This is a genomic window from Nocardiopsis sp. ATB16-24, from assembly GCF_030271535.1.
Taxonomy (GTDB): Bacteria; Actinomycetota; Actinomycetes; order Streptosporangiales; family Streptosporangiaceae; genus Nocardiopsis.
Window position 1 is genome coordinate 62651 of the sequence record NZ_JASCXJ010000021.1, and the last position, 24017, is coordinate 86667.

Annotated in this window: 21 protein-coding genes; 13 read left to right on the top strand and 8 right to left on the bottom strand. The window is 69.4% G+C overall.

The genetic code is table 11. From position 1 onward, the window contains the following. Positions 1–39: 39 nt before the first annotated feature. Together PFX91_RS19695 and PFX91_RS19700 are read left to right on the top strand one after the other, a co-directional pair. Positions 40–927 carry a helix-turn-helix domain-containing protein gene (locus PFX91_RS19695; protein WP_285734096.1) on the top strand — a complete coding sequence of 296 codons (888 nt, stop codon included), beginning with the start codon at positions 40–42 and terminating at the stop codon, positions 925–927. Positions 928–1715: 788 nt separating this feature from the next. Then, on the top strand, positions 1716–2483 hold the full coding sequence (locus PFX91_RS19700; protein WP_285734035.1) for an alpha/beta fold hydrolase: 768 nt from the start codon (positions 1716–1718) through the stop codon (positions 2481–2483). A 22-nt stretch (positions 2484–2505) separates the two neighbouring features. Here the strand turns inward: PFX91_RS19700 and PFX91_RS19705 are convergent, their stop codons facing one another. Then, positions 2506–2913: a VOC family protein gene (locus tag PFX91_RS19705; RefSeq protein WP_285734037.1), complete on the bottom strand. Its 408-nt coding sequence runs from the start codon at positions 2911–2913 to the stop codon at positions 2506–2508. 675 nt (positions 2914–3588) lie between these two features. Here PFX91_RS19705 and PFX91_RS19710 point away from each other — a divergent pair. Both PFX91_RS19710 and PFX91_RS19715 read left to right on the top strand, forming a co-directional pair. Beyond that, positions 3589–3867, top strand: coding sequence for a helix-turn-helix transcriptional regulator (locus PFX91_RS19710; protein WP_502888339.1), 279 nt, complete (start codon positions 3589–3591; stop codon positions 3865–3867). A 26-nt stretch (positions 3868–3893) separates the two neighbouring features. Continuing rightward, on the top strand, positions 3894–4442 hold the full coding sequence (locus PFX91_RS19715; protein ID WP_285734039.1) for a hypothetical protein: 549 nt from the start codon (positions 3894–3896) through the stop codon (positions 4440–4442). 20 nt (positions 4443–4462) lie between these two features. On the opposite strand, the gene PFX91_RS19720 is transcribed toward PFX91_RS19715, so the two are convergent. Further along, complete coding sequence (locus tag PFX91_RS19720; RefSeq protein ID WP_285734041.1) at positions 4463–5125, bottom strand: class II aldolase/adducin family protein; 663 nt, start codon at positions 5123–5125, stop codon at positions 4463–4465. Between the two features lie 340 nt (positions 5126–5465). Here PFX91_RS19720 and PFX91_RS19725 point away from each other — a divergent pair, with 340 nt between their 5' ends. The 6 genes from PFX91_RS19725 (at position 5466) to PFX91_RS19750 (ending at position 14921) form a co-directional block, all read left to right on the top strand. After that, positions 5466–6992, top strand: coding sequence for an aldehyde dehydrogenase family protein (locus PFX91_RS19725; protein WP_285734043.1), 1527 nt, complete (start codon positions 5466–5468; stop codon positions 6990–6992). Between the two features lie 158 nt (positions 6993–7150). Further along, positions 7151–8725 (top strand): GMC family oxidoreductase, encoded by a 1575-nt coding sequence (locus PFX91_RS19730; protein ID WP_285734044.1) that lies wholly within the window; start codon positions 7151–7153, stop codon positions 8723–8725. Beyond that, a complete protein-coding gene (locus tag PFX91_RS19735) occupies positions 8722–9891 on the top strand; it encodes a quaternary amine ABC transporter ATP-binding protein (protein ID WP_285734046.1) in 1170 nt (389 codons plus the stop codon). Before PFX91_RS19730 ends, PFX91_RS19735 begins: the two co-directional genes overlap by 4 nt. A gap of 1 nt (position 9892) precedes the next feature. Further along, positions 9893–11860, top strand: a complete 1968-nt coding sequence (locus tag PFX91_RS19740) for an ABC transporter permease (protein ID WP_502888340.1) — start codon at positions 9893–9895, stop codon at positions 11858–11860. Between the two features lie 28 nt (positions 11861–11888). Then, a complete protein-coding gene (locus PFX91_RS19745; RefSeq protein WP_285734101.1) occupies positions 11889–12818 on the top strand; it encodes an ABC transporter substrate-binding protein in 930 nt (309 codons plus the stop codon). A gap of 192 nt (positions 12819–13010) precedes the next feature. Next, entirely contained in the window at positions 13011–14921 is a 1911-nt protein-coding gene (locus tag PFX91_RS19750) for an endonuclease/exonuclease/phosphatase family protein (RefSeq protein WP_285734048.1), read from the top strand. Here PFX91_RS19750 and PFX91_RS19755 read toward each other — a convergent pair. From PFX91_RS19755 to purS, 6 genes are all read right to left on the bottom strand, one after another. Beyond that, positions 14900–15139, bottom strand: coding sequence for a hypothetical protein (locus PFX91_RS19755; RefSeq protein ID WP_285734050.1), 240 nt, complete (start codon positions 15137–15139; stop codon positions 14900–14902). The genes PFX91_RS19750 and PFX91_RS19755 overlap by 22 nt on opposite strands. Before the next feature lie 268 nt (positions 15140–15407). Continuing rightward, positions 15408–17702: a phosphoribosylformylglycinamidine synthase subunit PurL gene (purL, locus tag PFX91_RS19760; RefSeq protein ID WP_285734053.1), complete on the bottom strand. Its 2295-nt coding sequence runs from the start codon at positions 17700–17702 to the stop codon at positions 15408–15410. Positions 17703–17773: 71 nt separating this feature from the next. Further along, positions 17774–18295, bottom strand: a complete 522-nt coding sequence (locus tag PFX91_RS19765) for a hypothetical protein (RefSeq protein ID WP_285734054.1) — start codon at positions 18293–18295, stop codon at positions 17774–17776. A gap of 27 nt (positions 18296–18322) precedes the next feature. After that, positions 18323–19018: a phosphoribosylformylglycinamidine synthase subunit PurQ gene (purQ, locus tag PFX91_RS19770; RefSeq protein WP_285734056.1), complete on the bottom strand. Its 696-nt coding sequence runs from the start codon at positions 19016–19018 to the stop codon at positions 18323–18325. Between the two features lie 410 nt (positions 19019–19428). Continuing rightward, positions 19429–19908, bottom strand: coding sequence for an ATP-binding protein (locus tag PFX91_RS19775; RefSeq protein WP_285734058.1), 480 nt, complete (start codon positions 19906–19908; stop codon positions 19429–19431). Positions 19909–20229: 321 nt separating this feature from the next. Beyond that, the gene (gene purS / locus PFX91_RS19780; protein WP_285734060.1) at positions 20230–20475 is read right to left on the bottom strand and encodes a phosphoribosylformylglycinamidine synthase subunit PurS; all 246 of its coding nucleotides are present in this window, start codon (positions 20473–20475) and stop codon (positions 20230–20232) included. Positions 20476–20757: 282 nt separating this feature from the next. On the opposite strand from purS, the gene PFX91_RS19785 reads away from it, so the two are divergent. The 3 genes from PFX91_RS19785 (at position 20758) to PFX91_RS19795 (ending at position 23995) form a co-directional block, all read left to right on the top strand. Next, positions 20758–21366 (top strand): sigma-70 family RNA polymerase sigma factor, encoded by a 609-nt coding sequence (locus tag PFX91_RS19785; protein ID WP_285734062.1) that lies wholly within the window; start codon positions 20758–20760, stop codon positions 21364–21366. A 526-nt stretch (positions 21367–21892) separates the two neighbouring features. Beyond that, on the top strand, positions 21893–23011 hold the full coding sequence (pdhA, locus tag PFX91_RS19790) for a pyruvate dehydrogenase (acetyl-transferring) E1 component subunit alpha (protein ID WP_285734064.1): 1119 nt from the start codon (positions 21893–21895) through the stop codon (positions 23009–23011). A 3-nt stretch (positions 23012–23014) separates the two neighbouring features. Further along, entirely contained in the window at positions 23015–23995 is a 981-nt protein-coding gene (locus PFX91_RS19795; RefSeq protein ID WP_285734066.1) for an alpha-ketoacid dehydrogenase subunit beta, read from the top strand. The last annotated feature ends 22 nt before the right edge of the window (positions 23996–24017 follow it).

The following is a 24017-nucleotide window of genomic DNA, read 5'->3' on the forward strand; positions in this document are numbered from 1 at the left end:
GGTCACAATGACGACATGACCCCCGAACCGCTCCCTACAATGCTCCGCCGTCTGCGCACGGGACGCGGCTGGTCGCAAGCCCGACTAGCGGACGCGCTGTGTGTGGCCTCCGGGCGTTCGACCGTGACGCGGCACGACGTGTCCCGGTGGGAACGGGGGAAGCGTGTCCCGCGCGTGTGGCTCCCGTACCTCGCCGAGGTCCTGGACGTGCCCCGGGAAGAACTGGAACACGCCACGATCGCGGAGGTGGAGCCCGTACCGGTCACGGAGACTCTGGCGTCCCTGCTGCCTCCCGGGAGCGCTGTCGCGCCGTTGGCGGCCCGTACAGGCCGGAGGGTGGGCCGGACAACGGCCGTTGATCTCGCGGCCCGTGCGCATGGTCTACGGCTCGCTGACGACGTTCTAGCTGGAGGGGACCTCATCGGCCCCGTCTTCCGGGAGTTGGACGGAGCTGTTCGGATCCTCCGGGGATCCACGCACAGCGACGCGGTACGGCGGGAACTGCTCCGGGCCGTTGGTGAACTCGCCCAGATCGCCGGATGGGTCGCCGGCGACGCGGCGGACCCTCGCACGGAGCAGACCTACCGTCTTGGACTGGACGCGGCCCGCGAAGCCGGAGACAAGCCACTGGCGGCGCAACTCGCGGGATCGCTCGGCTACCACCTGGTGAACAACGGCCGCGTTGCCGATGGCGTCGCGCTGTCTGTCGCGGCCGTGGCGGAAGCGGGCCCGGACGCTCCGGGGAAGACGCGGGCACTGTTCCATGACCGGGCCGCGTGGGCGCAGACGCAAGCCGGGGACGCACAAGCCGCTATGCGGTCGTTGGGGGCCGCGCACGAGGCCATGGCGGACGACAGCGGGGACGCTCCGGAATGGGCTTACTGGGTGAACGAGGCGGAGTTGGAGGTGTTGGACGCCACCCGGTAGGGGCGCGGACGACGGCGAGGCGCCAGAGTCGTTCCCGACTCAGACGCCCCGCCGCCGATACTCCGCTTGATACCGCCGCCCGGGTATCGGAGTGTCCCGGGACGCTTCCGGATGTACCGGGGACGGTCCCCTACCTGCCTCCACCTGCGTCTGGTGGTATCCGGATGCTCCTGCTTCCGCTGCCGACACGGGATGCGGAAGCGACCCTCGCCACCTTTTTCGGGGTGCTTCCTCCACGGCGGGGTCTCCCCCGTGCTCTGCCGCCGGGATCGACCACCGGTTCTCCTCGGTCCATGGTCTTCCGGCCGTCCAGGGACTCGCGCGGGGTGTCGGTGTGGCCGCCGTGCCGCGCGGCCTTCGGGAGCAGGCGCAACGGGGCGTCACGGGGCCGGCCACGAAAGACCCTCGTGGTCCACGCTCCACGATGCGCCCTCCCGGAGGAACCCGATCCGGTTGCCTTCGACCCGTGTCAGGTGTTTGACCGGGCCCCCGAGGGGTCAGTTCGCTCATTGTGGTGCGTGCGACGGCCCGCTCCTCCTCCAGGCCCTTGGGAGGAAGCACGGGAAGTCCCGTTGTTCCGCCGGCGTCCCAGGAGGAAGGCGCGCTCGGCGTCCAGGGTCGTTCCGTCGTCGCCACCACGACCACCGCTTTCTCGGCGTTCTCGGCTCCGTGTCGAAGACTCCGGAAGGCATGGTGGTCGGTTTCCGTCCTCCGCCCGACGGGAAATCGACGCATCTTCGGGGGCCCGGAAAGGGCTCGGCCGATAGCCTGACGGCCGGGAGGTCTCAATGGCGACAACCGCACTCCAGTACCGGTTCGACGGACCAAGACACGCGCCCGTCGTGCTGCTCGTGCCGCCTTTCGGGACGAGGATGTCGGTCTGGGATCCACAGATGCCGGAGCTGACCCGCCACCGGCGGGTACTGCGTGTGGAACACCGTGGGCACGGCTCCTCCCCGGCTCCCGAGGGCCCCTACACCATCGAGGACCTCGCCCTGGACGTGCTCGGCCTCTTGGAGGCACAGGGTCTGACCAGGGTCTCCGCCGTCGGTGCGGGACTCTGTGGCTCGCTGTTGATGTGGATCACGGCCAATTCGCCGCGCACGCTGGACCGACTCGTGTTGCTCGCCGCGGGAGCCCGTACGCCCCGCACCCACGGCTGGCGCAAGATCGCCTCACGGGTACGTGAGACCGGTCTGGACTCGGTGGCCACCGAGGTGACGATGCCCTGGTTCACCCCGGCCATGGGCGAGGAACACCCGGAGGTGGTGGCCCGGTTCACCGAGGAGTTCGAGGAGTTGGACGCACGGGGGTTCGCCTCGATATGCGAGGCGGTCGCCCTGATGGACCAGCGTCACCTGGTCGCGGCGGTACGTGTGCCGACCCTGGTGGTGTCGGCCGCCCACGATCCGCTGTTGCCGCCGGGGCACGGGCGTAGGTTGGCCGATGGGATCGCCGACTCACGGTTCGAGGTGGTCTCCGGTGCCGCGCACCTCGTCGGTGTCGAGCGCGCGGACAAGGTGAACGAACTCCTGGTGGGGCACGTGGTCCGGTGAGGGTGGACGGGCTCGGAAGGACTCAGAGTCCGGACAGGGGGATCAGGGGGCGGTTGATCTCCAGCAGGTAGCCGTCGGGGTCACGGAAGTGGGCCGCGCGGATGCCCCACGCCGTCCAGTCACGTGGCTCCATCACCTGGCGGGCGCCGCTGGCGACGAGCCGTGCGGCGGTGACGTCCACGTCGTCGACCTCGAAGATCACCGCGAGTCGGTCCTGGTGGGGGAGTTCGGGGTCGGCCATGTCGGTCCCCAGGGCCTCGGCCATCACCTCGCGCTGGCTGATGGCCAGCCGTGTCGTGGACTCGACGTCGAACTCGGCGTAGCGGCTGTTCTCGTCCCCCCGCAGCAGGGGGAGCTTGAGCACCTGTGAGTAGAAGTGGAAGCAGGCCTCGTAGTCGTTGACGAGGAGCCTGATGTTGCTACAGCGCATGGGGCCTCCTGCCGGTCTGGATGGTCCTCGCCCATTGTCCCGCTCCGGGCGTGGGGTGGCGTGAGTATTCCTACCTGGTTGTCATCTGTCCGCCGGAACGTGCCCGAAACCCCCGCCTCCGTCGCGGCGACCCCGAACGCAACCGTCGGTACGGCCGGTGGCGGCCGTCCGTCCGCGCGTGCTCCCTGACCTGCGCTCCCCCTCGTCGGCGATCGCTCCGCTGTGCCCGTGGTGAAGATCCCTATTCATGTACACCCTATGCTCTTGAATGTAGTACATGTACTATCAATGGCAGTAGAGATCAGATGAGGAGGTTCGATGGATCCAAGAGCCACAGCGGTGTCCAGGGCACGAGCACAGGTGTCAGGTGCGGCGGGGGAGACCGTGATCGGCGCCCGCGGTCCGTGGACGGACCACGGCGCCACCGGAGTGCTGAGAGGGGCGGACATCACCGTCAGGAGAGGCGAGGTCGTCGCCCCTCCAGGACCCGGCGGTGCGGGTGGGACCACCACCGTCGGGTCCTGGAGGGCTTTCGCGGACGCTTCGCGGGTGGGGCGGAGGCCCTGGTCCTGCGGTCCGCCGTCGGATTCGCCGTCGCGCGGTGGGTGCCGTGGCGGACGGCCCCGAACGCGTCGGGTTCGAGGGTCCGGACCGCTTGAGAGAAGGCGATGAACCGTGTCCACTGAGAACGGTGGGACGACCGGTCGTCGTACGCGTGCGACGACCGGGGGCGCCGAGACCATCCACAACCGGATCGCGATGCTGCGGGCCGAGCGGAACGTGTCCCGTCGCCGGCTGGCCGAGGCCCTGGGCGTGCACTACCAGACGGTCGGCTACCTGGAGCGGGGCGAGTACAGCCCCAGTCTCCATCTGGCGCTGCGCATCGCGCGCTATTTCGAGGTTCCGGTGGAGGTCGTCTTCTCCATCGAACCCTTCCCCCGTATCGGCCAGTAGGCGTTCTCGACCCGAGGAAGGACACCATGTTCGTCAACGCACCCGACACGAGGAAGCAGGAGAGACTCCGCGCCCTCGTCGAAGATCCGCGCCGACGCCGGTTCTGGGCCGCGCGCTCCCGTCGCCGTCAGGCGGTGGTCGCGCTCGCGCTCGTCACCATCGTGGCCTCGGCCGCCTTCGCGGTCTCGATCGGGGTCGAGCCCCCGTACACGCCCCTTCTGATGGGCGTCTTCGTCGTCTTCCTGCTCGGGACCATGGTCCTCGGCACGCAGCTCAACGTGGCGGCGCGCTGGGTGGTCGGCTATGAGGGGGTGGACGAGTTCCAGAGGTCGGAGATGGATCGGGCCACGCTCCTGGGACACCATGTGACGGCGGCACTGCTGGCACTGCTGGTCGCGGTGACCTGTGGATTCGGTGGCTGGTCGGTGGGCGGGGGCCTGCCCACGGACGTCGCCTTCATGGTCCTGGTGCCGCTGGTGCTCGTCACGGCCATGTGTCACGCGGTCTTTCCCGCCTGCTACCTGGCCTGGACCCGCCCCGACGAGATCCTCCAGGAGGAGGACGAGAAGGAGTGAGCGGCCGGGGCCGGGACGGATCAGAAGATGTCCGGCCCGGCCCAGCCGTAGGCGTCGCGTTCGCGGACCCGGGCCAACTCGTCCTCGGACAATACACGGGGTTCGCCGAAGCGACGGGCGTTCAGATAGGTCGCGCTGAGCCAGTTCAGCAGGCGCAGGTTCTCCAGCGCGTGCGTCAGGTTCCGGCCCACGGCCAGACCTCCGTGGCCGCCGAGCAGCGCGGCGTCGCGGCCCTTGAGGGCCTTGACCGCGTGGTCGGCGATCTCGCCCGTGCCGTAGGTGGTGTACGGGGTGACGGCGATCGCCCCGCCCAGGGCGACGGCCCGATGGTGGATCGGGGGCAACTCGACCAGGACCGAGGCCGCCGCGACCGTGTCGGCGGTGAAGGCGTTCACCACGGCGGTGACGTCGCGACCGTGCTCGTCGGCCAGGCGGTGCACCGCCATGTGCAGGGTGGCCTCGGCGGCCGGATCGCGCCGCCCTTCGAGGACACGGTCGTCGAGCGACATCACGGGACAGTCGGCGGGCTGGATCTGGTCGAGGGCCACCCCGTGAGGGGTGACGACCACCAGGTCACCGTTGCGAACGCTGACCGTGCCGGCCTCGCCGGGAGCGATGCCCGCATGCGCGGCGAGGGCCCGGGCGGTCAGACAGACGTCCCGGCGTTCTTGTTCCAGCAGCATGGCTTCCTCGAGGATGTGCGCGGAAGGACACGGTCCCGGGGCGGGTCCGGCGCGCGGGGGTCCGGACAAGGGCACTGAGGTATGCCTCAGCTAAGAAGGCTCCTCCCAATGTACGTCAAACTCTCGTCCTCCGTCTGCCCTCCGCGGAGTGTCGATGTCGACCCCGATCGTCACGGAGAGTAGTCGTTGATGTCCGGGTGTGGTGTCGGGTGTGCCGAAGGAGTCCTTCTCGCCCACCAGGTTCTCCCGCGGTTCATGGGGAACCAAAGGAAAAGTGTGATTTGTGCGGCTTGGGAGGGTGGAGTCGTTTGTGAGTACCAACCTTGGGCACGTCGCAGGCGTGAGCGAACCCTACGTGACCCTGCCGTCCGTGCCGTACCTGGCCCCACCGGGGTCGGCCACCGCCGGCAGTCTGTACATCGACGGGCGGTGGAGGGAGGCCCGGAACGGTCGGGTGCGGGAGATCCTGAACCCGGCCGACGGCTCCGTCCTGACCATCGTCAGCGAGGGTGGAAGAGCGGACACCGAGGACGCCATCGCCGCCGCCAGGCGGGCCTTCGACTCCGGAGAGTGGCGCCGGGTCTCCGAGGACGAGCGCGGACGACTCCTCGATCGCATCGCCGACCTCCTCCAACGCGACCGCGAGGAGATCGCGGTCATGGAGTCCCTCGACACCGGCAAGACCATCGAAGAGGGCAGGATCGACGTCGACGACGTCACCGACGTCTTCCGCTACTACGCGGGCCTGGCGGGGAAGGACGCGGGGCGCCTGGTGTCCGCGCCCGAGGGCGTGCACAGCAAGGTGGTCTACGAGCCCGTGGGCGTCTGCGGCATGATCACGCCCTGGAACTACCCCTTGCTCCAGCTCTCCTGGAAGATGGCCCCCGCCCTCGCGGCGGGCAACACCATGGTGGTCAAACCCAGCGAGATCACCCCGGTCACCACCGCCAAACTGGTCGAGCTCACCACGGAGGCGGGCGTCCCGGCGGGCGTGGTCAACCTGGTGACGGGCAGCGGACCCGACGCGGGCGCGCCGCTGTCCGAGCACCCCGACGTGGACCTGATCTCCTTCACCGGCGGCCTGGCCACCGGACGGAGGATCATGGCGGCGGCCTCCGAGACGGTCAAGAAGATCGCCCTGGAGCTCGGCGGCAAGAACCCCAACATCATCTTCCCGGACGTGGACCTGGACACCGCGGTGGACTACGCGCTCGCCGCCGCCTTCTTCCACTCCGGCCAGGTGTGCTCGGCCGGTGCCCGCCTGATCGTGCACAACGACATCCACGACGCCTTCACCACCGAGCTCGCCCGCCGCGCCGAGGCCATCCGCGTGGGCCGTGGCCAGGACCAGGACGTGCGCTGCGGACCGCTGGTGTCCGCCGAGCACCGGGCCAAGGTCGAGGCCGCCGTCGCGCGGGGGGTGGAGGAGGGCGCCCGGATCATCGCCGGGGGAAGACGGCCCGACGACCCGGACCTGGCACAGGGCTACTTCTACAGGCCCACCGTGTTCGTCGACTGCGAGCGCTCCATGGACATCGTCCAGGACGAGGTGTTCGGACCCGTGGTGACGGTGGAGCGCTTCGAGACCGAGCGGCAGGCCATCGAGCTGGGCAACGACACCGACTACGGACTCTCCGGCGGTGTGTGGACCAACGACACGGCCCGGGGCGAGCGGGTGGCCGCGGCATTGCGCCACGGCACGATCTGGATCAACGACTTCGGCCCCTACTTCCCGGGTGCCGAGTGGGGCGGTTACGGACGCAGCGGCATCGGCCGCGAGCTGGGACCCGCCGGCCTGGACGAGTACCGCGAGGCCAAGCACGTCTACCGCAACCTGGCCCCCGAACCACAGCGCTGGTTCGGCTGACGACACCGCCCCGGGCCCTCTCACGGTCCGGGGCGAGACCTCCCCGACGGGCGGGGGCCTTCTCCACGACACCGGGCGCCCCGGGCGGTGGCCCGAGGAGACCGTCGACACGGCCCCGCACCGGTATCCCCCCGTGATGGACGACGAGAGGAACAGCGATGGCTCCCACCGAGACCGCCTATGACTACGTGATCGTCGGAGGCGGTACAGCCGGGTCGGTGATCGCCGACAGGCTCACCGAGGACCCCGACACCACCGTGTGCCTGATCGAGGGAGGTCCCGACGACCGCGACCTGGAGCACGTGCTGCGTCTGCGCGACTGGTTGAGCGTTCTGGAGGGCGAACTCGACTACGCCTACACCACCGTCGAACAGCCGCGTGGCAACTCCCACATCCTGCACTCCCGGGCCCGTGTACTCGGCGGTTGCTCCTCGCACAACACGCTGATCAGCTTCCGCCCCTTCGCCGAGGACCTCGACGACTGGGTCGCGGCGGGCGCCGAGGGCTGGGACAACGCCACCGTGCAGGGCTACGCCGACCGGATCAAGTGCAACGTCGTCCCGGTCGCGGAGAAGGACCGCAACACGATGGTCAAGGACTGGGTGTCCTCGGCCTCCCAGGCGGCGAGGGTACCGGTGGTGGAGGACTTCAACGCCCTGATCTCCCACGGCGGCGGCTTCTCCGAGGCAACGGGCTTCCTGTCCATCGCCTACGACCCCTACACCGGATACCGCTCCTCGGCGTCGGTGGCCTACCTGCACCCGATCATGGACGTGCGCGAGAACCTCACCGTCCTGGTGGAGACCTGGGTCGACCAGGTGATCCTCGACGGCGACCGCGCCACCGGGGTCGCCGCCAGGGCCAAGGACGGTACGCGCGTCACGGTCAACGCGCGCCGGGAGGTGATCCTGGCCGCGGGCGCGGTGGACACGCCCCGGCTGCTCATGCTCTCGGGGATCGGCGATGCCGAGGAGCTGCGCGAGGTGGGGATCGAGCCCCGCCACGACCTGCCCGGAGTGGGAGAGAACCTCCTCGACCATCCCGAGTCGATCATCATGTGGGAGACCACGAGGCCGGTCCCGACGAACACGGTGATGCATTCCGACGCGGCCCTGTTCGTCCGGCGTGACGACGGCGACCCCCGCCCGGACCTGATGTTCCACATCTACCAGGTCTCCTTCGACACCAACACGAGGCGCCTGGGCTACGAATCCCCGCCCGACGGACACGCGGTGTGCATGACACCGAACGTCCCCCGCGCACGCTCACGCGGCAGGCTCTACCTCACCAGCAGCGACCCGCGGGTCGAACCGGCCCTGGACTTCCGGTACTTCACCGACCCGGACGGCTATGACGAGAAGACCATCGTGGACGGTCTGAAGATCGCCCGGCGGGTCGCCGCCACCGAACCCTTCGCGTCGTGGATCAAGCGCGAGGTCGCCCCCGGCCCCGAAGTCCAAAGCGACGAGGAGCTGTCGGAGTACGGACGCAGGGCCGCCCACACCGTCTACCACCCGGCGGGGACCTGCCGCATGGGCGCCGTCGACGACGACACCGCGGTCGTCGACCCCCGGTTGCGTGTACGGGGCCTGCGGGGTCTGCGCGTGGCCGACGCGTCGGTGTTCCCGACCCTGCCCACCCCCAACCCCATGATCATGGTCCTGGCCCTCGGAGAGCGCGCCGCGGACCTCATCCGCGAGGACGCCCTGAACGAGAGGGAAGAGGTCCGATGAGCACACCGCTGAGCGGAACGGTCGATCCGAGCGGGAGCGCCACCGACGTCATGTTCTCCGTGCGCGGCCTGTGGAAGATCTTCGGCCGTGACTCCGACAAGGTCATCGGTACGGAGTTGGAGAAGGCGGACCGGGACCGGGTGCGGGAGGAGACGGGATGCACCGTGGCGGTGCGCGACGTGTCCTTCGACGTGCGCCCCGGTGAGGTCTTCGTGGTCATGGGCCTGTCCGGCTCCGGCAAGTCCACGCTGATCCGGTGCCTGACCCGTCTGGTCGAGCCGACCGCCGGGCGCGTCCTGCTCGACGGAGAGGACATCGGCGAGGCCACACCGCAGCGGCTGCGCGAGCTGCGTCGCCACAAGATGGCCATGGTCTTCCAGCACTTCGGTCTGCTGCCCAACCGGAAGATCATCGACAACGTGGCCTACGGGCTGGAGGTACGAGGGACGCCTCGACCCGAGCGCTACGAACGGGCGCGCGAGATGATCGAGATGGTGGGTCTGGGAGGGTACGAGGACTCCCGACCCGGCGAACTGTCCGGTGGTATGCAGCAGCGTGTCGGCCTGGCCCGCGCACTCGCCGTGGACCCGCAGGTGCTGCTGTTCGACGAGCCGTTCAGCGCACTGGATCCACTGATCCGCCGCGAGATGCAGAACGAGGTGATCCGTCTACAGCACGAGCTGGACAAGACCTCGGTGTTCATCACCCACGACCTCCAGGAGGCACTGAGGCTGGGCGACCGTATCGCCATCATGCGCGACGGCGAACTCGTACAGGTCGGTACGCCGGAGGAGGTGGTGGGGCGGCCGGCCGACGCCTACGTCGCCGACTTCACCGCCGACGTGGCCCGCACCACCGTGCTCACCGCCCGATGGCTGGTACGCGACGCGCGCCCGGGCGAACGCACGGACGGACCGATCACCGAGCCCGGCACCGTACTGGCGCAGGTCCTGCCGATGCTCGCGGCGAGCACCGCCCCCGTACGCGTGATGGAGGGTGACACCCTCCTGGGGTACGTGGGGCGCGACGACGTCCTGCGCGCCATCGCGGAGGACCAACTGGAGAGCCCGGCCACCGCCGCCGCCATCGAGGAGGAGGCGGTCGAGGAACTGGCCGAGGGGACCGGCGGACAGGGCGGTCCCTCCCTCGCGGGAGGCGGTGGGTGACATGACCGCGATGACCCAGCCCGCCACCGCTCCGGCGCCGAACAGGGGGGAGCCGGGCGGTGTCGGGGGCGGTGGGAGCCTGCTGCGCAACACGTGGGTCCAAGCGTCGCTGGTGATCGTGGTCCTCGTGGCCGGCTACTGGGCGAGCCGCGCCCTGGGCCATCCCGCCTGGGCGGGCGGGTTCCCGACCGCCGTCGGCGACCGGTTCATGAGCCTGCTCGACGAGATCTACGCGTGGATCGTCGTCAACCGCAACAACAGCCCGCTGTTCCTGTACTTCTTCAACTACATCTCGGTGGGACTGGGCTCGGCGGTCGTGCTGATCAACCGGTTCCTCGACTTCCTCACCTGGCCCGGCGTGACCCTCATCGGCGTGATCCTCGCCTGGCGGGCCGCCGGATGGCGGGTGGCGCTGTTGGTGCTCGTCACCTTCGGTGTCTTCGCGCTGAGCGGTCTGTGGAACGAGTCCATGACCACGCTGGCGCTGGTCTTCGCGTCGGTGGCCATCGCGCTGCTGTTCGGCATCCCGCTGGGCATCCTGGCCGGACGCAGCGAGCGCTTCTACCGGGGGGTGCGCCCGGTGCTGGACTTCATGCAGATCATGCCGGCCTTCGCCTACCTGCTGCCGTTCGTGCTGTTGTTCGGTATCGGCAACCCGGCCGCGGCCATCGTGACGGCCGTGTACGCGTTCCCGCCCGCCGTGCGCATCACCGCACTGGCCATCCGGCAGGTGCCCAAGGGCGCGCTGGAGGCCACGGCCTCGCTGGGCTCCACACCGTGGCAGATCCTCACCAAGGTGCAGTTGCCACTGGCCAAGCGCACCATCCTGCTCGGTGTCAACCAGACCATCATGCTCGCGGTGTCCATGGTCGTGATCGCCTCGGTCATCGGTGCCGGCGGCCTGGGCGACGCGATCTATCAGGCACTGTCCAAGGTCAACGTCGGCGAGGCGTTCCAGGCGGGTCTGGCGATCGTCATGCTGGCGATCGCGATGGACCGTGTGACCGGAGCCGTGGGCAAGGGGGGCCGCGAGTCGCGTGTTCCCGAGAACCGACGGCTGCCGCTACGGGGCGCCCTGCTCGCCCTGGTGGTGGCGGTGGTCGCGGTGGCCCGCATGTTGGGCGTGGGGGGATGGCCGCGTGACCTGGCGGTCGACATCAGCGATCCCGTGAACGCCCTGTACGACGCGATCCAGGACACGATCGGTCCGGCCACCGCGGCCCTGGCCACATGGCTGCTGGAGAACGTGCTCGGTCCGCTCGCGGACCTGTTGATGAACTCCCCTTGGTGGCTGGTGGTGCTCGCCGGCGCGGCGCTGGGATGGATCTTCGCCGGAGCGCGTGCGGCGGTCGTCTCCGGCGCCTCCCTGGTCGGAGTGGGCCTGCTGGGAGTGTGGAACGACGCGATGGACACGCTGTCACAGGTGCTCGTCGCCTCCGTGATCACCATCGCGCTGGGTGTGCTGATCGGTGTGCTGATGTCGCGCAACGATGTGCTCGCGGCCGTCCTCAGACCGATCCTGGACGCCATGCAGACCCTGCCGCCCTTCGTGTACCTGATCCCGGCGGTGGCGCTGTTCACCATCGGCCGGGTTCCGGCCCTGGTCGCGGCGGTGGTCTTCGCCCTGCCACCGGTGATCCGGCTGGTCGACGACGGTATCCGAGGCGTCCCCGCCCCGACGCTGGAGGCGGCGCGCTCCCAGGGCTCCACACGCCGGCAGTTGCTCACCAAGGTGGAGCTGCCGTTGGCGCGCGGCTCGCTGCTCCTGGCCGTCAACCAGGGGATCATCCTGGTGCTGTCCATGGTGGTCATCGGAGCACTGGTCGGGGCCGGAGCGTTGGGCAACGACGTGGTGGTCGGCCTGGCACAGAACCAGCTCGGCCTCGGACTGGCCTCGGGACTGGCGATCGTGTGCCTGGGCCTGTTCCTGGACCGTGTGACGCAGGGAAGGAGGCCGTCCCGTGCCTAGGAGGAAGGATTTCCTGCTCAGGGCCCTGATGGTGGGACTGGCCATGGTCATGGTGAGCTCGTGCGCGGTGCGCACCGACCAGATCGCGCGCGACCCCGACACCGTCCGGATGGCCGTCAACGGCTGGGTGGGCTACGAGGCCAGCGCCGCGGTACTGACCTACCTCCTCCGGGAGGAGATGGGCTACCAGGTCCAGCTGATCCGCACCGACGAACAGCCCTCATGGCAGGCGTTGGACCAGGGGGTGCTCGACGTGATCATCGAGAACTGGGGTCATGAGGACCTGATGGAGATCTACGGCCCCGAGGGCAACGGGACCGTGGTCGACGGCGGCCCGACCGGCAACGAGGGGGTGATCGGCTGGTACGTGCCCGCCTACGTGGCCGAGGAGTACCCCGAGATCACCTCTGTGGACGGGCTGCGGGAGCACACCGACCTCTTCCGGACCGCCGAGACCGGCGAGCAGGGGGAGTTCCTGGGTGGTTCGCCGGGGTTCGCCACGCAGGACCAGGGGATGATCAACGCCTTCGACCTGGATCTACAGCTCGTCTTCGCGGGTTCGGAGGCCGCGCAGATCACCGAGGTCCGGCGGCGGTACGCCGAGGAGGAGCCCGTGCTCTTCTACTTCAACGAGCCGCACTGGCTCCAACAGGAGCTGGACCTGGTCAGGGTCGACTTCCCCGACCACGAACCGGGGTGCGCCGACGACCCGAACCACATCCCCTGCGACTACCCGCCCTACGAGCTGAACAAGATCTTCCGGACCGGGTTCGTGGAGGAGGACAGCCCCGCCTATCGGTTCCTGGCCGCGTGGACGTGGACCAACGAGGACCAGAACCAGGTGGCCAAGATGATCGCCGACGAGGGGATGGACCCGGACGACGCCGCGGAGGTGTGGGTGCGGGAGAACCCGGACGAGTGGAGGGAGTGGATTCCCGAGGGCGCCATGGAGCGTTGACACTCCAGAGTGGAGGTGTCCGCTCGCTCCGGAGCGGTTCCGCTGACCCGTCCGTCCTCGCGGTACCGAGGGGACGGATCGTGACCGTCCTCGTGTCCTGTCTCAGGACTCCGGTGGACCTCCCTTGTCCGCTCGACCGGGAAAGGTGAGAATCCTTCGTGTATCTCGCCTGCCCCCACAGAGCGGAGCGCCATGCACCAGGGGCGTCTGGTCACCACGCTCGGAACGGTCCTGCTCCTGGACGTGCTCCGGGCCTTCCTGCCCTCCCTGATCACCCTCTTCGGCCAGGCCGGCTCCACCGGTCCCGCACTGATGGGCGCCTTCGCCCTCGTCTGGTTCCTGGTACCGCTCCCGTTGGTGTTCCTGGTCCGCCGGCCCCTGGCAGCGTCCCTGGTCGCGGCCGCCCTGCTTGCGGTCGGTCGGGTGGCGCTCCAGGCCACCGAGGGCGGCGGGCCCCAGCTGTACCTGTCCTCGATCCTGGTGGGAGCGGGCGCCGTATGGCTGGTGTGCACCGTGATGACCACGGCCACCGACGGCCGGATGAGCGCGCACGGGGTGATGACCGGGATGGTCGCCGGTGTGGCCGTCTTCGCTGTGCTGCACACGGCCCTGGGCACGGTCGACCTCCTCTGGCGGGACGGCGCGTTCGCCTGGGTCGGCGCCGCGGTGCCCGCCTTGCTCCTCCCCCTCCTGGTGGCCCGGATCCGACGGGCCCCGGCGGCGTCCCCGAGACCGGTCCGTCCCCTCGCCTGGCTCGCCGTGGGGCCGCTGTTCTTCCTGTCCGGCCTCTACACCGCCAACCCGGCGGTGGCCGAGACCATCGGCGGGTCGCACCTGGCGGCCTCGGCCCTCGCCGCGGTCGCGGTGCTGTCCGTCGCCGTCGCCGCCCATCCCGCACGGCTCACCCGCCATCCCCTCCCGCCGTTGACGGTGCTGCTCGTCGCCCTGGTCACCCTGGGGTTCACCGAACTCCTGCCCGGCGACGTCCCGGGGGTGCCGCCCACCTGGACCCTGGCGGCGTTACCGCTGGGACAACTCGCGCTGGCGGCCTGCGTCGGGTGGGCCGCCACGCACACCGTCGTCACGGCCTCCACTCGCAGGACCGGTGCCCTCGCCACGTGGGGCCTCGTGAGCTTCGTCGGGATGCTCTTCGCCTTCTACGCCGCCTACGACCTGCACGTCTCCAACACCTACGTACCGTTCGCGGCGTTGCTCCTGCTCGCCGTCGCGGTCCTTCCCCGGCCGGGTTCCTCCGCCCCGCCGGTCCCCCGACACGTCCTTCCGGTGACGGTGGCGGCGACCGCTCTCACCCTGGTCGTCACGGCCCTCCTCCCGCTGCCGCGTCCGGTCGTCCCCACCCCCGCGCCCAGTGCCGACGTTCTGCGGGTGGTCGCCTACAACGTGCGCATGGGGTTCGGCATGGACGGCCGCCTGTCCATCGCCGAACAGGCCGAGGTCCTGCGCGGACTCGACGCCGAGGTCATCGCCCTGAGCGAGGTGGACCGCGGCTGGGCGCTCAACGGGAGCCACGACGGGCTCTCCATGCTCGCCGGACACCTGGGGATGACCGCGTACTGGGGTCCCGCCGACGGTCCGTTCTGGGGCGACGCCCTGCTCACCGACCTGCCCGTCAGCCGGGTGCGCGGCCACGCCCTCCCCGACAGCGGACCCACGGGAGCCCAGGCGCTGGAGGTCACCCTCGACTGGTCGGGAACCGAGGTCACCGTGTTCTCCACCCACCTACAGCCCCGGGGCCACGACGCGAACGACCCCAGCGCCCGGGCCCAGTGGGACGCGCTGATGGAGGTCGTCGAGGCCGCCCACGAACGCGGAGGCCCCGTGGTGGTCGCCGGAGACCTCAACCTCGAACCCGAGGAGCTTCCCCGAGGGGAGCTCCTCCACGACGCCTTCGCCGACGTCCGGCCGTTTCCCACCATGGTCGCCGCGACCCGGTCCGACCAGCAGATCGACCACATCCTGACGACCGGGGAACTGACCGCGAGCGACCCCGCCAACCCGGACGTGCCGTACTCCGACCACCGTCCCGTCGCGGTCACCCTCACGCTCTCCGGTCCACCGGTTCAGCGCCCTCGGCGCTCGTAGCGCAGACGCCGGCTCACCCAGTAGACGTTGACGCAGGCGGCGATGAAACCGGCGCCCAGTGCCACCGTCAACCAGGTCTGGTCGGTCAACAGGTAGGCGCAGACGGCGCCGACCAGAAGCACCAAGGCGCCGAACACCGCGAGCACCATCCGGAACCCCAGAGCACTCGCAGGCCGTTCATGGCTGCCCAAAGGTCCCTTCAACCTGCCGCGTCGCATGATGTCCGCTCCCTTCGTGCCGTGCGTCCCCCGTTCCACCGGTACTCCGCGTCCGTACCGCCACGGGGCCCACCTCCATCCTCTACCCACCTGCCACCGACGAACCGGGAACGGTGGTGGGGGTCGACACACGGTCGACCCCGCGCGAGGGTGCGCTCGACGTGGAGGGGGAGCGACGGACGTGCCGCCCGAGCCGGACGGCACGCACACCCGGGGAGAACGGCGGTGGGGGCGCCCCGGGAGGCGCCCCCACCATGGTGATGCCCGACTACACGGCGTTCATCAGGGCGGGCAGGGCCGCCTCGTAGGACTCGCGCAGTTCGGTGAGCGGGATGTCCAGCGCCCCACCGCCGTGGGTGATCGACAGGGAGTCGCCGCCCACCAGGCCGATCTGCTCCACCGGAACGCCGTGCTCGCCGGCCAGGGACACGAAGGACTCCTCCTCACCGGGCTTGACCGCCACGATGGCGCGGGCACCGGACTCGCTGAACAGGGCGGTGAACACGTCCCCGTCCAGGGTCACCCGCACACCCCGGTCCCCGCGCATCGCCGACTCGGCCAGCGCCACGGCCAGGCCTCCGTCGGACAGGTCGTGTGCGGCGTCGGCCAGGCCGCGTTCGGCGGAGGCGATCAGGACCTCCGCCAGGGCGGCCTCGGCGGCGAGGTCGGCCCGCGGGGGGAGTCCGCCCAGGTGGCCGTGGACGGTGTCGGCCCACGCCGAGCCGCCGAACTCCGGCCGGGTGCGTCCCAGCAGGAAGACCCGGGCGCCGTCGGTGGCGAAACCGCTCTTCAGGCGGGTGCGCACGTCGTCGATGACGCCGAGCACGCCGATCACCGGAGTCGGATTGATCGCCACGTCACCGGTCTGGTTGTAGAAGCTCACGTTGCCGCCGGTGACCGGGGTGCCCAGTTCTCGGCAGGCGTCGGCCAGACCTCGTGTGGCCTCGGCGAACTGCCACATCACCCCCGGGTCCTCCGGCGAGCCGAAGTTGAGGCAGTTGGTCACCGCCAGCGGACGCGCACCCGTCGCGGCGACGTTGCGGTAGGCCTCCGCGTACGCCAACCGGGTGCCCGTGTAGGGGTCCAGTCGGGTGAAGCGCCCGTTGCCGTCGGTGGACAGGGCCACGCCCCGGTGGGAGTCGTCGGAGATACGGATCATCCCGGCGTCGTGCGGCGCGGACACCACCGTGTTGCCGCGTACGTAGCTGTCGTACTGTCGGGTGATCCACGAGGGGTCGCCCACGCCCGGGGCGCCCAGCACGCGCAGGAGCTGCTCGCGCAGCTCGGTGTCGTCGGCGGGACGGGCGAGCCTTCCGGCGTCGTCGGCCTGGAGCGCGTCCTGCGAGGCGGGGCGCGTGTACGGGCGCTGGTAGACGGGCCCCTCGTCGGCGGCGGTGCGCGGGGGGATGTCCACCACGGTCTGACCGTGCCAGGTCATCACCAGACGGCCTCCGCGCTCGGCCTCCTCGGGGGTCACCGAGGTGACCTCGCCGATCTCGGCGGCCAGGATCTGCCACTTGTCGCAGATGGACAGGAACTCGTCCAGTTTCGAGGGCTCGACGATCGCCATCATGCGTTCCTGGGACTCGCTCATGAGGATCTCCTCGGGAGTGAGTCGGGGGTCGCGCAGGGGTACACGGTCCAGCTGGACGCGCATGCCGCCGGTTCCGCCCGCCGCCAGCTCGGTCGTGGCACAGGAGACGCCCGCGGCCCCCAGGTCCTGGATGCCCACGACCAGGTCCTTTTCGAACAGTTCCAGGCTGCACTCGATGAGGAGCTTCTCCATGAACGGGTCGCCGACCTGCACACTGGGACGCTTGGTGTGCGACTCGTCGTCGAAGGTGGCGCTGGCCAGTACCGAGGCGCCGCCGATCCCGTCGGGTCCGGTGGTGGAACCGAACAGGACGACCTTGTTGCCCGGGCCGGACGCCTGCGCCAGCTTGATGTCCTCGTGCCGCATCACACCCACGCACAACGCGTTGACCAGCGGGTTTCCGATGTAGCCGGCGTCGAAGCCGATCTCGCCGCCGATGTTGGGCAGGCCCAGGCAGTTGCCGTAGAAGGAGATGCCCGACACCACGCCGGGAAGCACCCGCTTGGTGTCGTCGGCGTCGGCGGGGCCGAACCGCAGAGCGTCCATCACGGCGATGGGGCGGGCGCCCATGGTGAGGATGTCGCGGACGATGCCGCCCACACCGGTGGCCGCGCCCTGGTGCGGTTCCACGTAGGAGGGATGGTTGTGCGACTCGATCTTGAACGTGACCGCGCGGCCCTCGCCGACGTCCACCACACCCGCGTTCTCGCCCATGCCGACGAGCAACGCGTCGCTCTCGGGGGCCTTCTCCCCGAACTGGCGCAGGTGCACCTTGGAGGACTTGTACGAGCAGTGCTCGCTCCACATGACCGAGTAGATGGCCAGTTCGGAGGAGGTGGGGCGGCGTCCGAGGATCTCGCGGACACGCTCGTACTCGTCCTTGGGCATGCCCAGTTCGGCATACGGCTGCGGTGTGTCGGGGCTGTCGTGAGCCACGGCGACGGTGTCGAGACCAGGTACTTCAGACATGCGTGGTTCCGTTCGGGATGTGCGGATGTGGCCGAGCCGTGGCGTCCGCCGACCGGCGCGGAAGGTCGTGCTCAGGAGGTGGCGTCCCCGCCCGCTTCGCCGAGCATCAGCATGGCGGGGGACTCGGGGTCGTCGTGCGAGGAGGTGTCGGCCACCATGTAGTCACCGTTGCTGAGGAAGGACTGTCCGGCGGGGGCGCCCTGGGGACGCTGTTCCTCCCAGCCCCGCTCGGCGAGGTGCTCGACCACCGTCTCGACGGACTCCCGGGAGTCCTCGGGCAGTTCGCCGTCGGCGGTCATGACCATCACCAGCCGGACGCACTCGGTCCCCTCGCAGTACACGTCGGCCTCGGGGTCGGAGGCGTAGGACAGTCCGGCGGGGGCCTGCCCGAGCACCTCCACGTCGGGCGGCGCGTCCGGGGGCGGAGCGGCGCCCCGACCTCCGTCCCGCGGGTTCTGCTCCTGTGGCGGCGCGGCGATCGGTGCGGTTCCAATGGCGTTGAACAGGCCGACGGCCGCGGACACCACCAGACCGACGATGGCCAGCCCGACGAGGACGAACATCGTCTTCTTGGAGCGCAACAACGCCATCATCGGCCTACCCCCTGTTCGCTGTACGGCTCAGGCGTTCGCCGGAGAACCGGCGGCCAGATGGGCGAGGATCGAGGAGAAGAAGCCCAGACCGTCGGTGGACGGTCCGGTGAGCGCCTCCACCGCGTGCTCGGGGTGCGGCATGAGCCCCACGACGTTGCCGTGCTCGTTGGTGACACCGGCGATGCCGCGGCGCGAGCCGTTCGGGTCGCCTCCGGTGTAACGGACCACGACCCGGCCGGTGGCCTCCAGCTCGTCCAGGGTGCGTTCGTCGGCGACGTAGCTTCCCTCACCGCTCTTGAGCACGACCAGGATCTCCTGGCCCTCGGTGTAGGAGTTGGTCCACGCGGTCGCGCCGTTCTCCACGCGCAGGGTCTGTTCGCGGTTGACGAAGCGCAGGGAGGAGTTGCGGGTCAGGGCGCCGGGGAGCAGGTGGCTCTCGCACAGGATCTGGAAGCCGTTGCAGATGCCCAGGACCGGCAGGGCGCCCGAGCGGGCGGCCGGCACCAGCTCCGACATCAACGGAGCGAATCTGGCGATGGCGCCGCAGCGCAGGTAGTCGCCGTAGGAGAAGCCGCCGGGCAGGACGACGGCGTCCACGCCCCTGAGATCGGCGTCGGCGTGCCAGAGGGAGACGGGTTCGGCTCCCGCCAGCGCGACCGCGCGCGCGGCGTCCTTGTCGTCTAGTGATCCTGGGAAGGTGACGACGCCCACACGGGCTGTCATGGGCACACTCCGAGAGGTATGGGTACGGTCCCTCCCCGCGTGCGCGGGGAGCGTTGGCGGGGAGATCCCGGTCCCGTCGCCGGGGACGGTGCGTCCGCACTTTGCAGCGTACCCGCTCACCTGTGCTCGGGTACGACACAGTCCTCGCCCGAGAGGGGTGGAGTTGGAGGATCGTCCGAGTCGGGCGTCCCCCGTCCGGTCGTGGCGGTGTGGGATCCGACAGGTGCTCCGGGCCGCGTGGCCTTCTCGGGCGGGGCGCGGGGGCCGTTCGGAGGCGGGCGCGTGGGGGCCGTTCGTCCTGTGTGGTATCCGTCACGGGGAATGCTCGGGGTGTGGCTCGGGGGTCTTGCGTGCCCCTCGGGGAGGGCCCTCCGCCCTCCGCGCGGACGGTGCGCGGATGCGGGTGGCCGTTAAAGAAGGGCGTAACGCTGGACCGGTATGCCTCCGGTCGGCTTCTTCGGCGAGGGTCCGTCGCATGAGGTGAGCCTCTTGCGCAACAGGACCGTCGTTCTTGGTTCTCCCTCGAAGGCGACCTCGTCCATGAGATAGCGCATCAACAGAATGCCCCTGCCCGATTCTGCTTCCAGACCCGGGAGGGGCATGCGTTCGGCGGCGAACCTCTCGGCCAGCGCCGCGGGATCATGCACCTTTCCCGTATGGGATACGCGCAATTGGCACCAACTCCCGCCCATCTCGGCCTCGACCATGTAGCCGGACGCCGGCTCACCATGATCGATGACGTTGTCACAGGCCTCGGAGACGGCCAGGAGGATGTCGTCGACACAGCCCCGGCACACCCCTGCCCGAACGAGGAGGGTGCCGAGGACGTCGCGTGCGACGGCGACCGTGTACGCCTGCCTGGGGAGGGAGAGCGAGAAAACGGCGTCCATTCGTCCACCTCTCGTGCTCCGTCGTCGTGTTTCAACCCGGCATGTGGGAGAACCTTCCCCAGAGGCGGAGGAAGTAAAACGAACACCCGTGTCCATCAGGGGACACGGGTGACTTTTCTGGTACTTCTGGCACTTCAGGCACTAGGTGAACGAATTCATCGGATTTTCACCGGTCATTCCGAGCACCCGGCCTCTCTGGGGACGGAGGGGACGCGGGGGTGCGCGAACTCACACGGACGCTCTCGGGGTTCGGTCCCTCACCCCCGGAGAACCGGCGGGCGCCTCGATCCCTTCCGTCGACGTGATCGGCGGGGCCGGAGGTCACTTCTCCACGCGGACCTCGTAGTCCTCGATCACGGTGTTGGCGAGCAGGGTCTCGGCCAGGCGACGGACGTCGGCCAGCGTGCTCTCGTCCACCTCTCCCTCGACCTCGACCTCGAAGCGCTTGCCCTGACGGACCTGGCCGATCCCCTCGAAACCCAGCCGGGAGCAGGCACCGGCGATGGCCTGGCCCTGGGGGTCCAGGATCTCGGGCTTGAGCATGACGTCAACCACGACGCGGGCCACAGGGTCCTCCACAAGGAAACAGGGTGTGCCGCACGTGCCTGCGGCGGGCGGGCCGCTTCTCCTCGCATCGGAAGGAAGGGCGCGACGCAAGCGTACGGCACTCGGGAGTGGGTAGGCGTCCTGACCAGGAAGCGCGCCGTGCCTTTACCGCACTCTGACCAGTGCTGGTGAACGAGGAGGAGCTCCCGTGACACGTATCACTCGGATTGATGTCATCATTGGGAGCTCGCGGTTGCGTCTACCAGAGTGGAAGTGATCGTCCGGTTGTCCCGAGGGGGAATCTTGACGACTGTCGAAATGGATCAGACCTCCACGACCGGTGAGACCCGCGACGAAGAGCAGAAGCTGGACTTTGCCACCGCGGTGACGCCGTTCGCCGACCAGCTCTATCCTACGGCCCTGCGGATGACGCGAAACCCCGCCGACGCGGAGGATCTCGTTCAGGAGACCTTCACCAAGGCGTTCGCCAATTTCCACCAGTTCCGTACGGGCACGAACCTGCGTGCCTGGCTTTACCGCATCCTGACCAACACCTTCATCAACAGCTACCGCAAGAAGCAGCGCGAACCGCGCCAGGAGACCACCGACGAGATCAAGGACTGGCAGCTCGCCGCGGCCGAGACGCACACCTCCTCCGGTATGCGGTCCGCCGAGAACGAGGTCCTCGACCGCCTCCCCGACTCCGACATCAAGCAGGCGCTCGCGCGGCTGCCCGAGGAGTTCCAGGAGGTCATCTACCTCGTCGACATCGAGGGCTACGCCTACAAGGAGGTGGCCGAGCGCATGGGGACCCCGCTGGGAACGGTGATGTCCCGCCTGCACCGCGCCCGTCGCCAGCTCCGGGAGATGCTCACCGACTACGCGCGTGATCTGGGGATGCGGGTTCCCTAGGCCCCCGCCCGGGTGAGCGGTCTCCCGCCCGCCCTCTCCGCCCTCAGGGGTCGTGCCACGCGCAGCCCCTCTTCGGGAGACCCCGCACGAGGCGAGGTTCCCGGCCTCCATGGCTTCCTCCGTCGCCTCATCCCCCACCCGTCTCATCCGATGACTGGAGGACTGTGCCGCACGACGAGTGCGCCTCCTCCGGCCCCCCGGACGTGAACCAGGCCTTCACGGCACGCCCGAGCGGTCCCGGCCACCAGGACCGCTCGGGCGTCGTCATGCCCTCCGTCCCGTGGTGTCGAGACGCCACCAGGGCCTTGTCAATGTTAGGAAGCCCTGGTAATCCCCCCGTCCGACGGCCCAGGATGATGGGCTGAAGCTGAAAAGTGACGCTGAGGGCTTGCGCTCTCCATGGTGAAGTCTGTCACGATATGGGGAGGGCTGTCCGCCTCTCCCACCACCCCGGGAGGGCGGGCCGTGATTTGGCCGATCAGCGTTCACCCACGCGAATGCGGCCCTGAGAATCCCGAGGAGCGACGTGTCGGACACCACCGCGCACGAGGAACCGGAGCTCATCCAGCTCCTGACACCGGAAGGGGAACTGACCGGACACCCCGACTATCCCTTGGACATCAGCGCGGAGGAAGTCCGCGCGCTCTACCGCGACCTGGTCCTGGTACGCCGGGTCGACAGCGAGGCCGTATCCCTCCAGCGTCAGGGCGAGTTGGGGCTGTGGGCCTCACTGCTCGGGCAGGAGGCCGCGCAGATCGGCTCCGGCCGTGCGCTGCGGGACAACGACATGGCCTTCCCCTCCTACCGTGAGCACGGCGTCGCCTGGTGCCGAGGCATCGCCCCCAAGGAACTGCTCGGCATGTTCCGCGGCGTCACCAACGGTGGCTGGGACCCCCACGCGCTGGGCTTCCACCTGTACACGATCGTGATCGGCAGCCAGGCACTGCACGCCACCGGCTACGCCATGGGCGTCCAGCGTGACGGCGCCGTCGGCGGTGAGAACGGCACCGCCGTCATCTCCTACTTCGGAGACGGGGCCACCAGCCAGGGCGACACCAACGAGGCGTTCAACTTCGCCGCGGTCAACAACGCCCCGGTGGTCTTCTTCTGCCAGAACAACCAGTGGGCCATCTCCGAGCCCCTGGAGCGTCAGGCCCGCGTGCCGATCTACCGCCGCGCCGCCGGATTCGGCTTCCCCGGCCTGCGCGTGGACGGCAACGACGTCCTGGCCTGCCTGGCGGTCACCCGGGCCGCGCTGGACAACGCCCGCGAGGGCAACGGCCCCACGCTCATCGAGGCGTTCACCTACCGGATGGGCGCCCACACCACCAACGACGACCCCACCCGTTACCGTGAGGCCGCCGAGTTGGACGAGTGGAAGGCCAAGGACCCGATCCTCAGGGTGCGCCGTTACCTGGAGAAGAACGGCCTGGCCGACGAGGAGTTCTTCGCCTCCGTCGACGCCGAGGCCGACAAGCTGGGCGAACAGGTGCGCACCGAGTGCCGCTCCCTGCCCGACCCCGAGCCGCTCGACATCTTCCACGAGGTCTACGCCGAGCCCAACACCCACATCGACCAGCAGCGAGCCGAGTTCGCCGACTACCTGTCCTCCTTCGAGGGCGTGGGCGCGGAAGGAGGCCGCTAGGCCATGGGAACCAACCTCACCATCGGTAAGGCCATCAACGCCGGTCTGCGCGCCGCGATGGAACACGACCCCAAGGTCCTGGTCATGGGCGAGGACGTCGGTAAGCTCGGCGGAGTCTTCCGGGTCACCGACGGCCTGTACAAGGACTTCGGAGCCGACCGTGTCATAGACACCCCGCTCGCCGAGTCCGGCATCGTCGGCACCGCGATCGGTATGGCCCTGCGCGGCTACCGACCCGTGGTCGAGATCCAGTTCGACGGGTTCTTCTTCCCGGCGACGAACCAGACCTTCACCCAGTTGGCCAAGATGCGCCGCCGTTCGGCGGGCAAGCTCAGCGTGCCCGTGGTCATGCGCATCCCCTACGGCGGCGGTATCGGCGCCGTGGAGCACCACAGTGAGTCCCCCGAGGCGTACTTCCTGCACACCGCGGGTCTGCGCGTGGTGACGGTCGCCAACCCCGAGGACGCCTACTGGATGATCCAGCAGGCCATCCGCAGCGAGGACCCGGTCGTCTTCCTGGAGCCCAAGCGGCGCTACTACGAGAAGGCCGAGGTCGACACCGAGGCCCCCATCGCCGAGGCCACCCCCATGGGCGTCGCCCGTGTGGCGCGCCCCGGAACGGACGTGACCCTGCTGGCGTACGGACCCATGGTCAAGACCGCCCTCCAGGCGGCCGAGGCCGACACCGACCACTCCATCGAGGTCATCGACCTGCGTTCGCTCTCCCCGGTGGACTACACGACCGTGTTCGAGTCGGTGCGAAAGACCGGCCGGCTGGTCGTGACCCACGAGGCCACCCTCACAGGAGGTCCCGGCGCGGAGATCGCCGCCCGGGTGACCGAGGAGTGCTTCTACCACCTGGAATCACCGGTGATCCGTGTTGCCGCCTTCGACACGCCGTATCCGCAGTCGCGTCTTGAGGAGCACTATCTTCCGGACCTTGATCGCGTTCTGGACGGTGTCGACCGGGCGTTCGCGTACTAGGGGAGCGGGGAAACCGAAGAGC

Bases quoted from the DNA above. Each gene is read 5' to 3' on its own strand.
- PFX91_RS19695 (WP_285734096.1), top strand. From the start codon at position 40: ATGCTCCGCCGTCTGCGCACGGGACGCGGCTGGTCGCAAGCCCGACTA.
- PFX91_RS19700 (WP_285734035.1), top strand. From the start codon at position 1,716: ATGGCGACAACCGCACTCCAGTACCGGTTCGACGGACCAAGACACGCG.
- PFX91_RS19705 (WP_285734037.1), bottom strand. From the start codon at position 2,913: ATGCGCTGTAGCAACATCAGGCTCCTCGTCAACGACTACGAGGCCTGC.
- PFX91_RS19715 (WP_285734039.1), top strand. From the start codon at position 3,894: ATGTTCGTCAACGCACCCGACACGAGGAAGCAGGAGAGACTCCGCGCC.
- PFX91_RS19720 (WP_285734041.1), bottom strand. From the start codon at position 5,125: ATGCTGCTGGAACAAGAACGCCGGGACGTCTGTCTGACCGCCCGGGCC.
- PFX91_RS19730 (WP_285734044.1), top strand. From the start codon at position 7,151: ATGGCTCCCACCGAGACCGCCTATGACTACGTGATCGTCGGAGGCGGT.
- PFX91_RS19735 (WP_285734046.1), top strand. From the start codon at position 8,722: ATGAGCACACCGCTGAGCGGAACGGTCGATCCGAGCGGGAGCGCCACC.
- PFX91_RS19740 (WP_502888340.1), top strand. From the start codon at position 9,893: ATGACCGCGATGACCCAGCCCGCCACCGCTCCGGCGCCGAACAGGGGG.
- PFX91_RS19745 (WP_285734101.1), top strand. From the start codon at position 11,889: ATGGTGGGACTGGCCATGGTCATGGTGAGCTCGTGCGCGGTGCGCACC.
- PFX91_RS19750 (WP_285734048.1), top strand. From the start codon at position 13,011: ATGCACCAGGGGCGTCTGGTCACCACGCTCGGAACGGTCCTGCTCCTG.
- PFX91_RS19755 (WP_285734050.1), bottom strand. From the start codon at position 15,139: ATGCGACGCGGCAGGTTGAAGGGACCTTTGGGCAGCCATGAACGGCCT.
- purL (WP_285734053.1), bottom strand. From the start codon at position 17,702: ATGTCTGAAGTACCTGGTCTCGACACCGTCGCCGTGGCTCACGACAGC.
- PFX91_RS19765 (WP_285734054.1), bottom strand. From the start codon at position 18,295: ATGATGGCGTTGTTGCGCTCCAAGAAGACGATGTTCGTCCTCGTCGGG.
- purQ (WP_285734056.1), bottom strand. From the start codon at position 19,018: ATGACAGCCCGTGTGGGCGTCGTCACCTTCCCAGGATCACTAGACGAC.
- PFX91_RS19775 (WP_285734058.1), bottom strand. From the start codon at position 19,908: ATGGACGCCGTTTTCTCGCTCTCCCTCCCCAGGCAGGCGTACACGGTC.
- PFX91_RS19795 (WP_285734066.1), top strand. From the start codon at position 23,015: ATGGGAACCAACCTCACCATCGGTAAGGCCATCAACGCCGGTCTGCGC.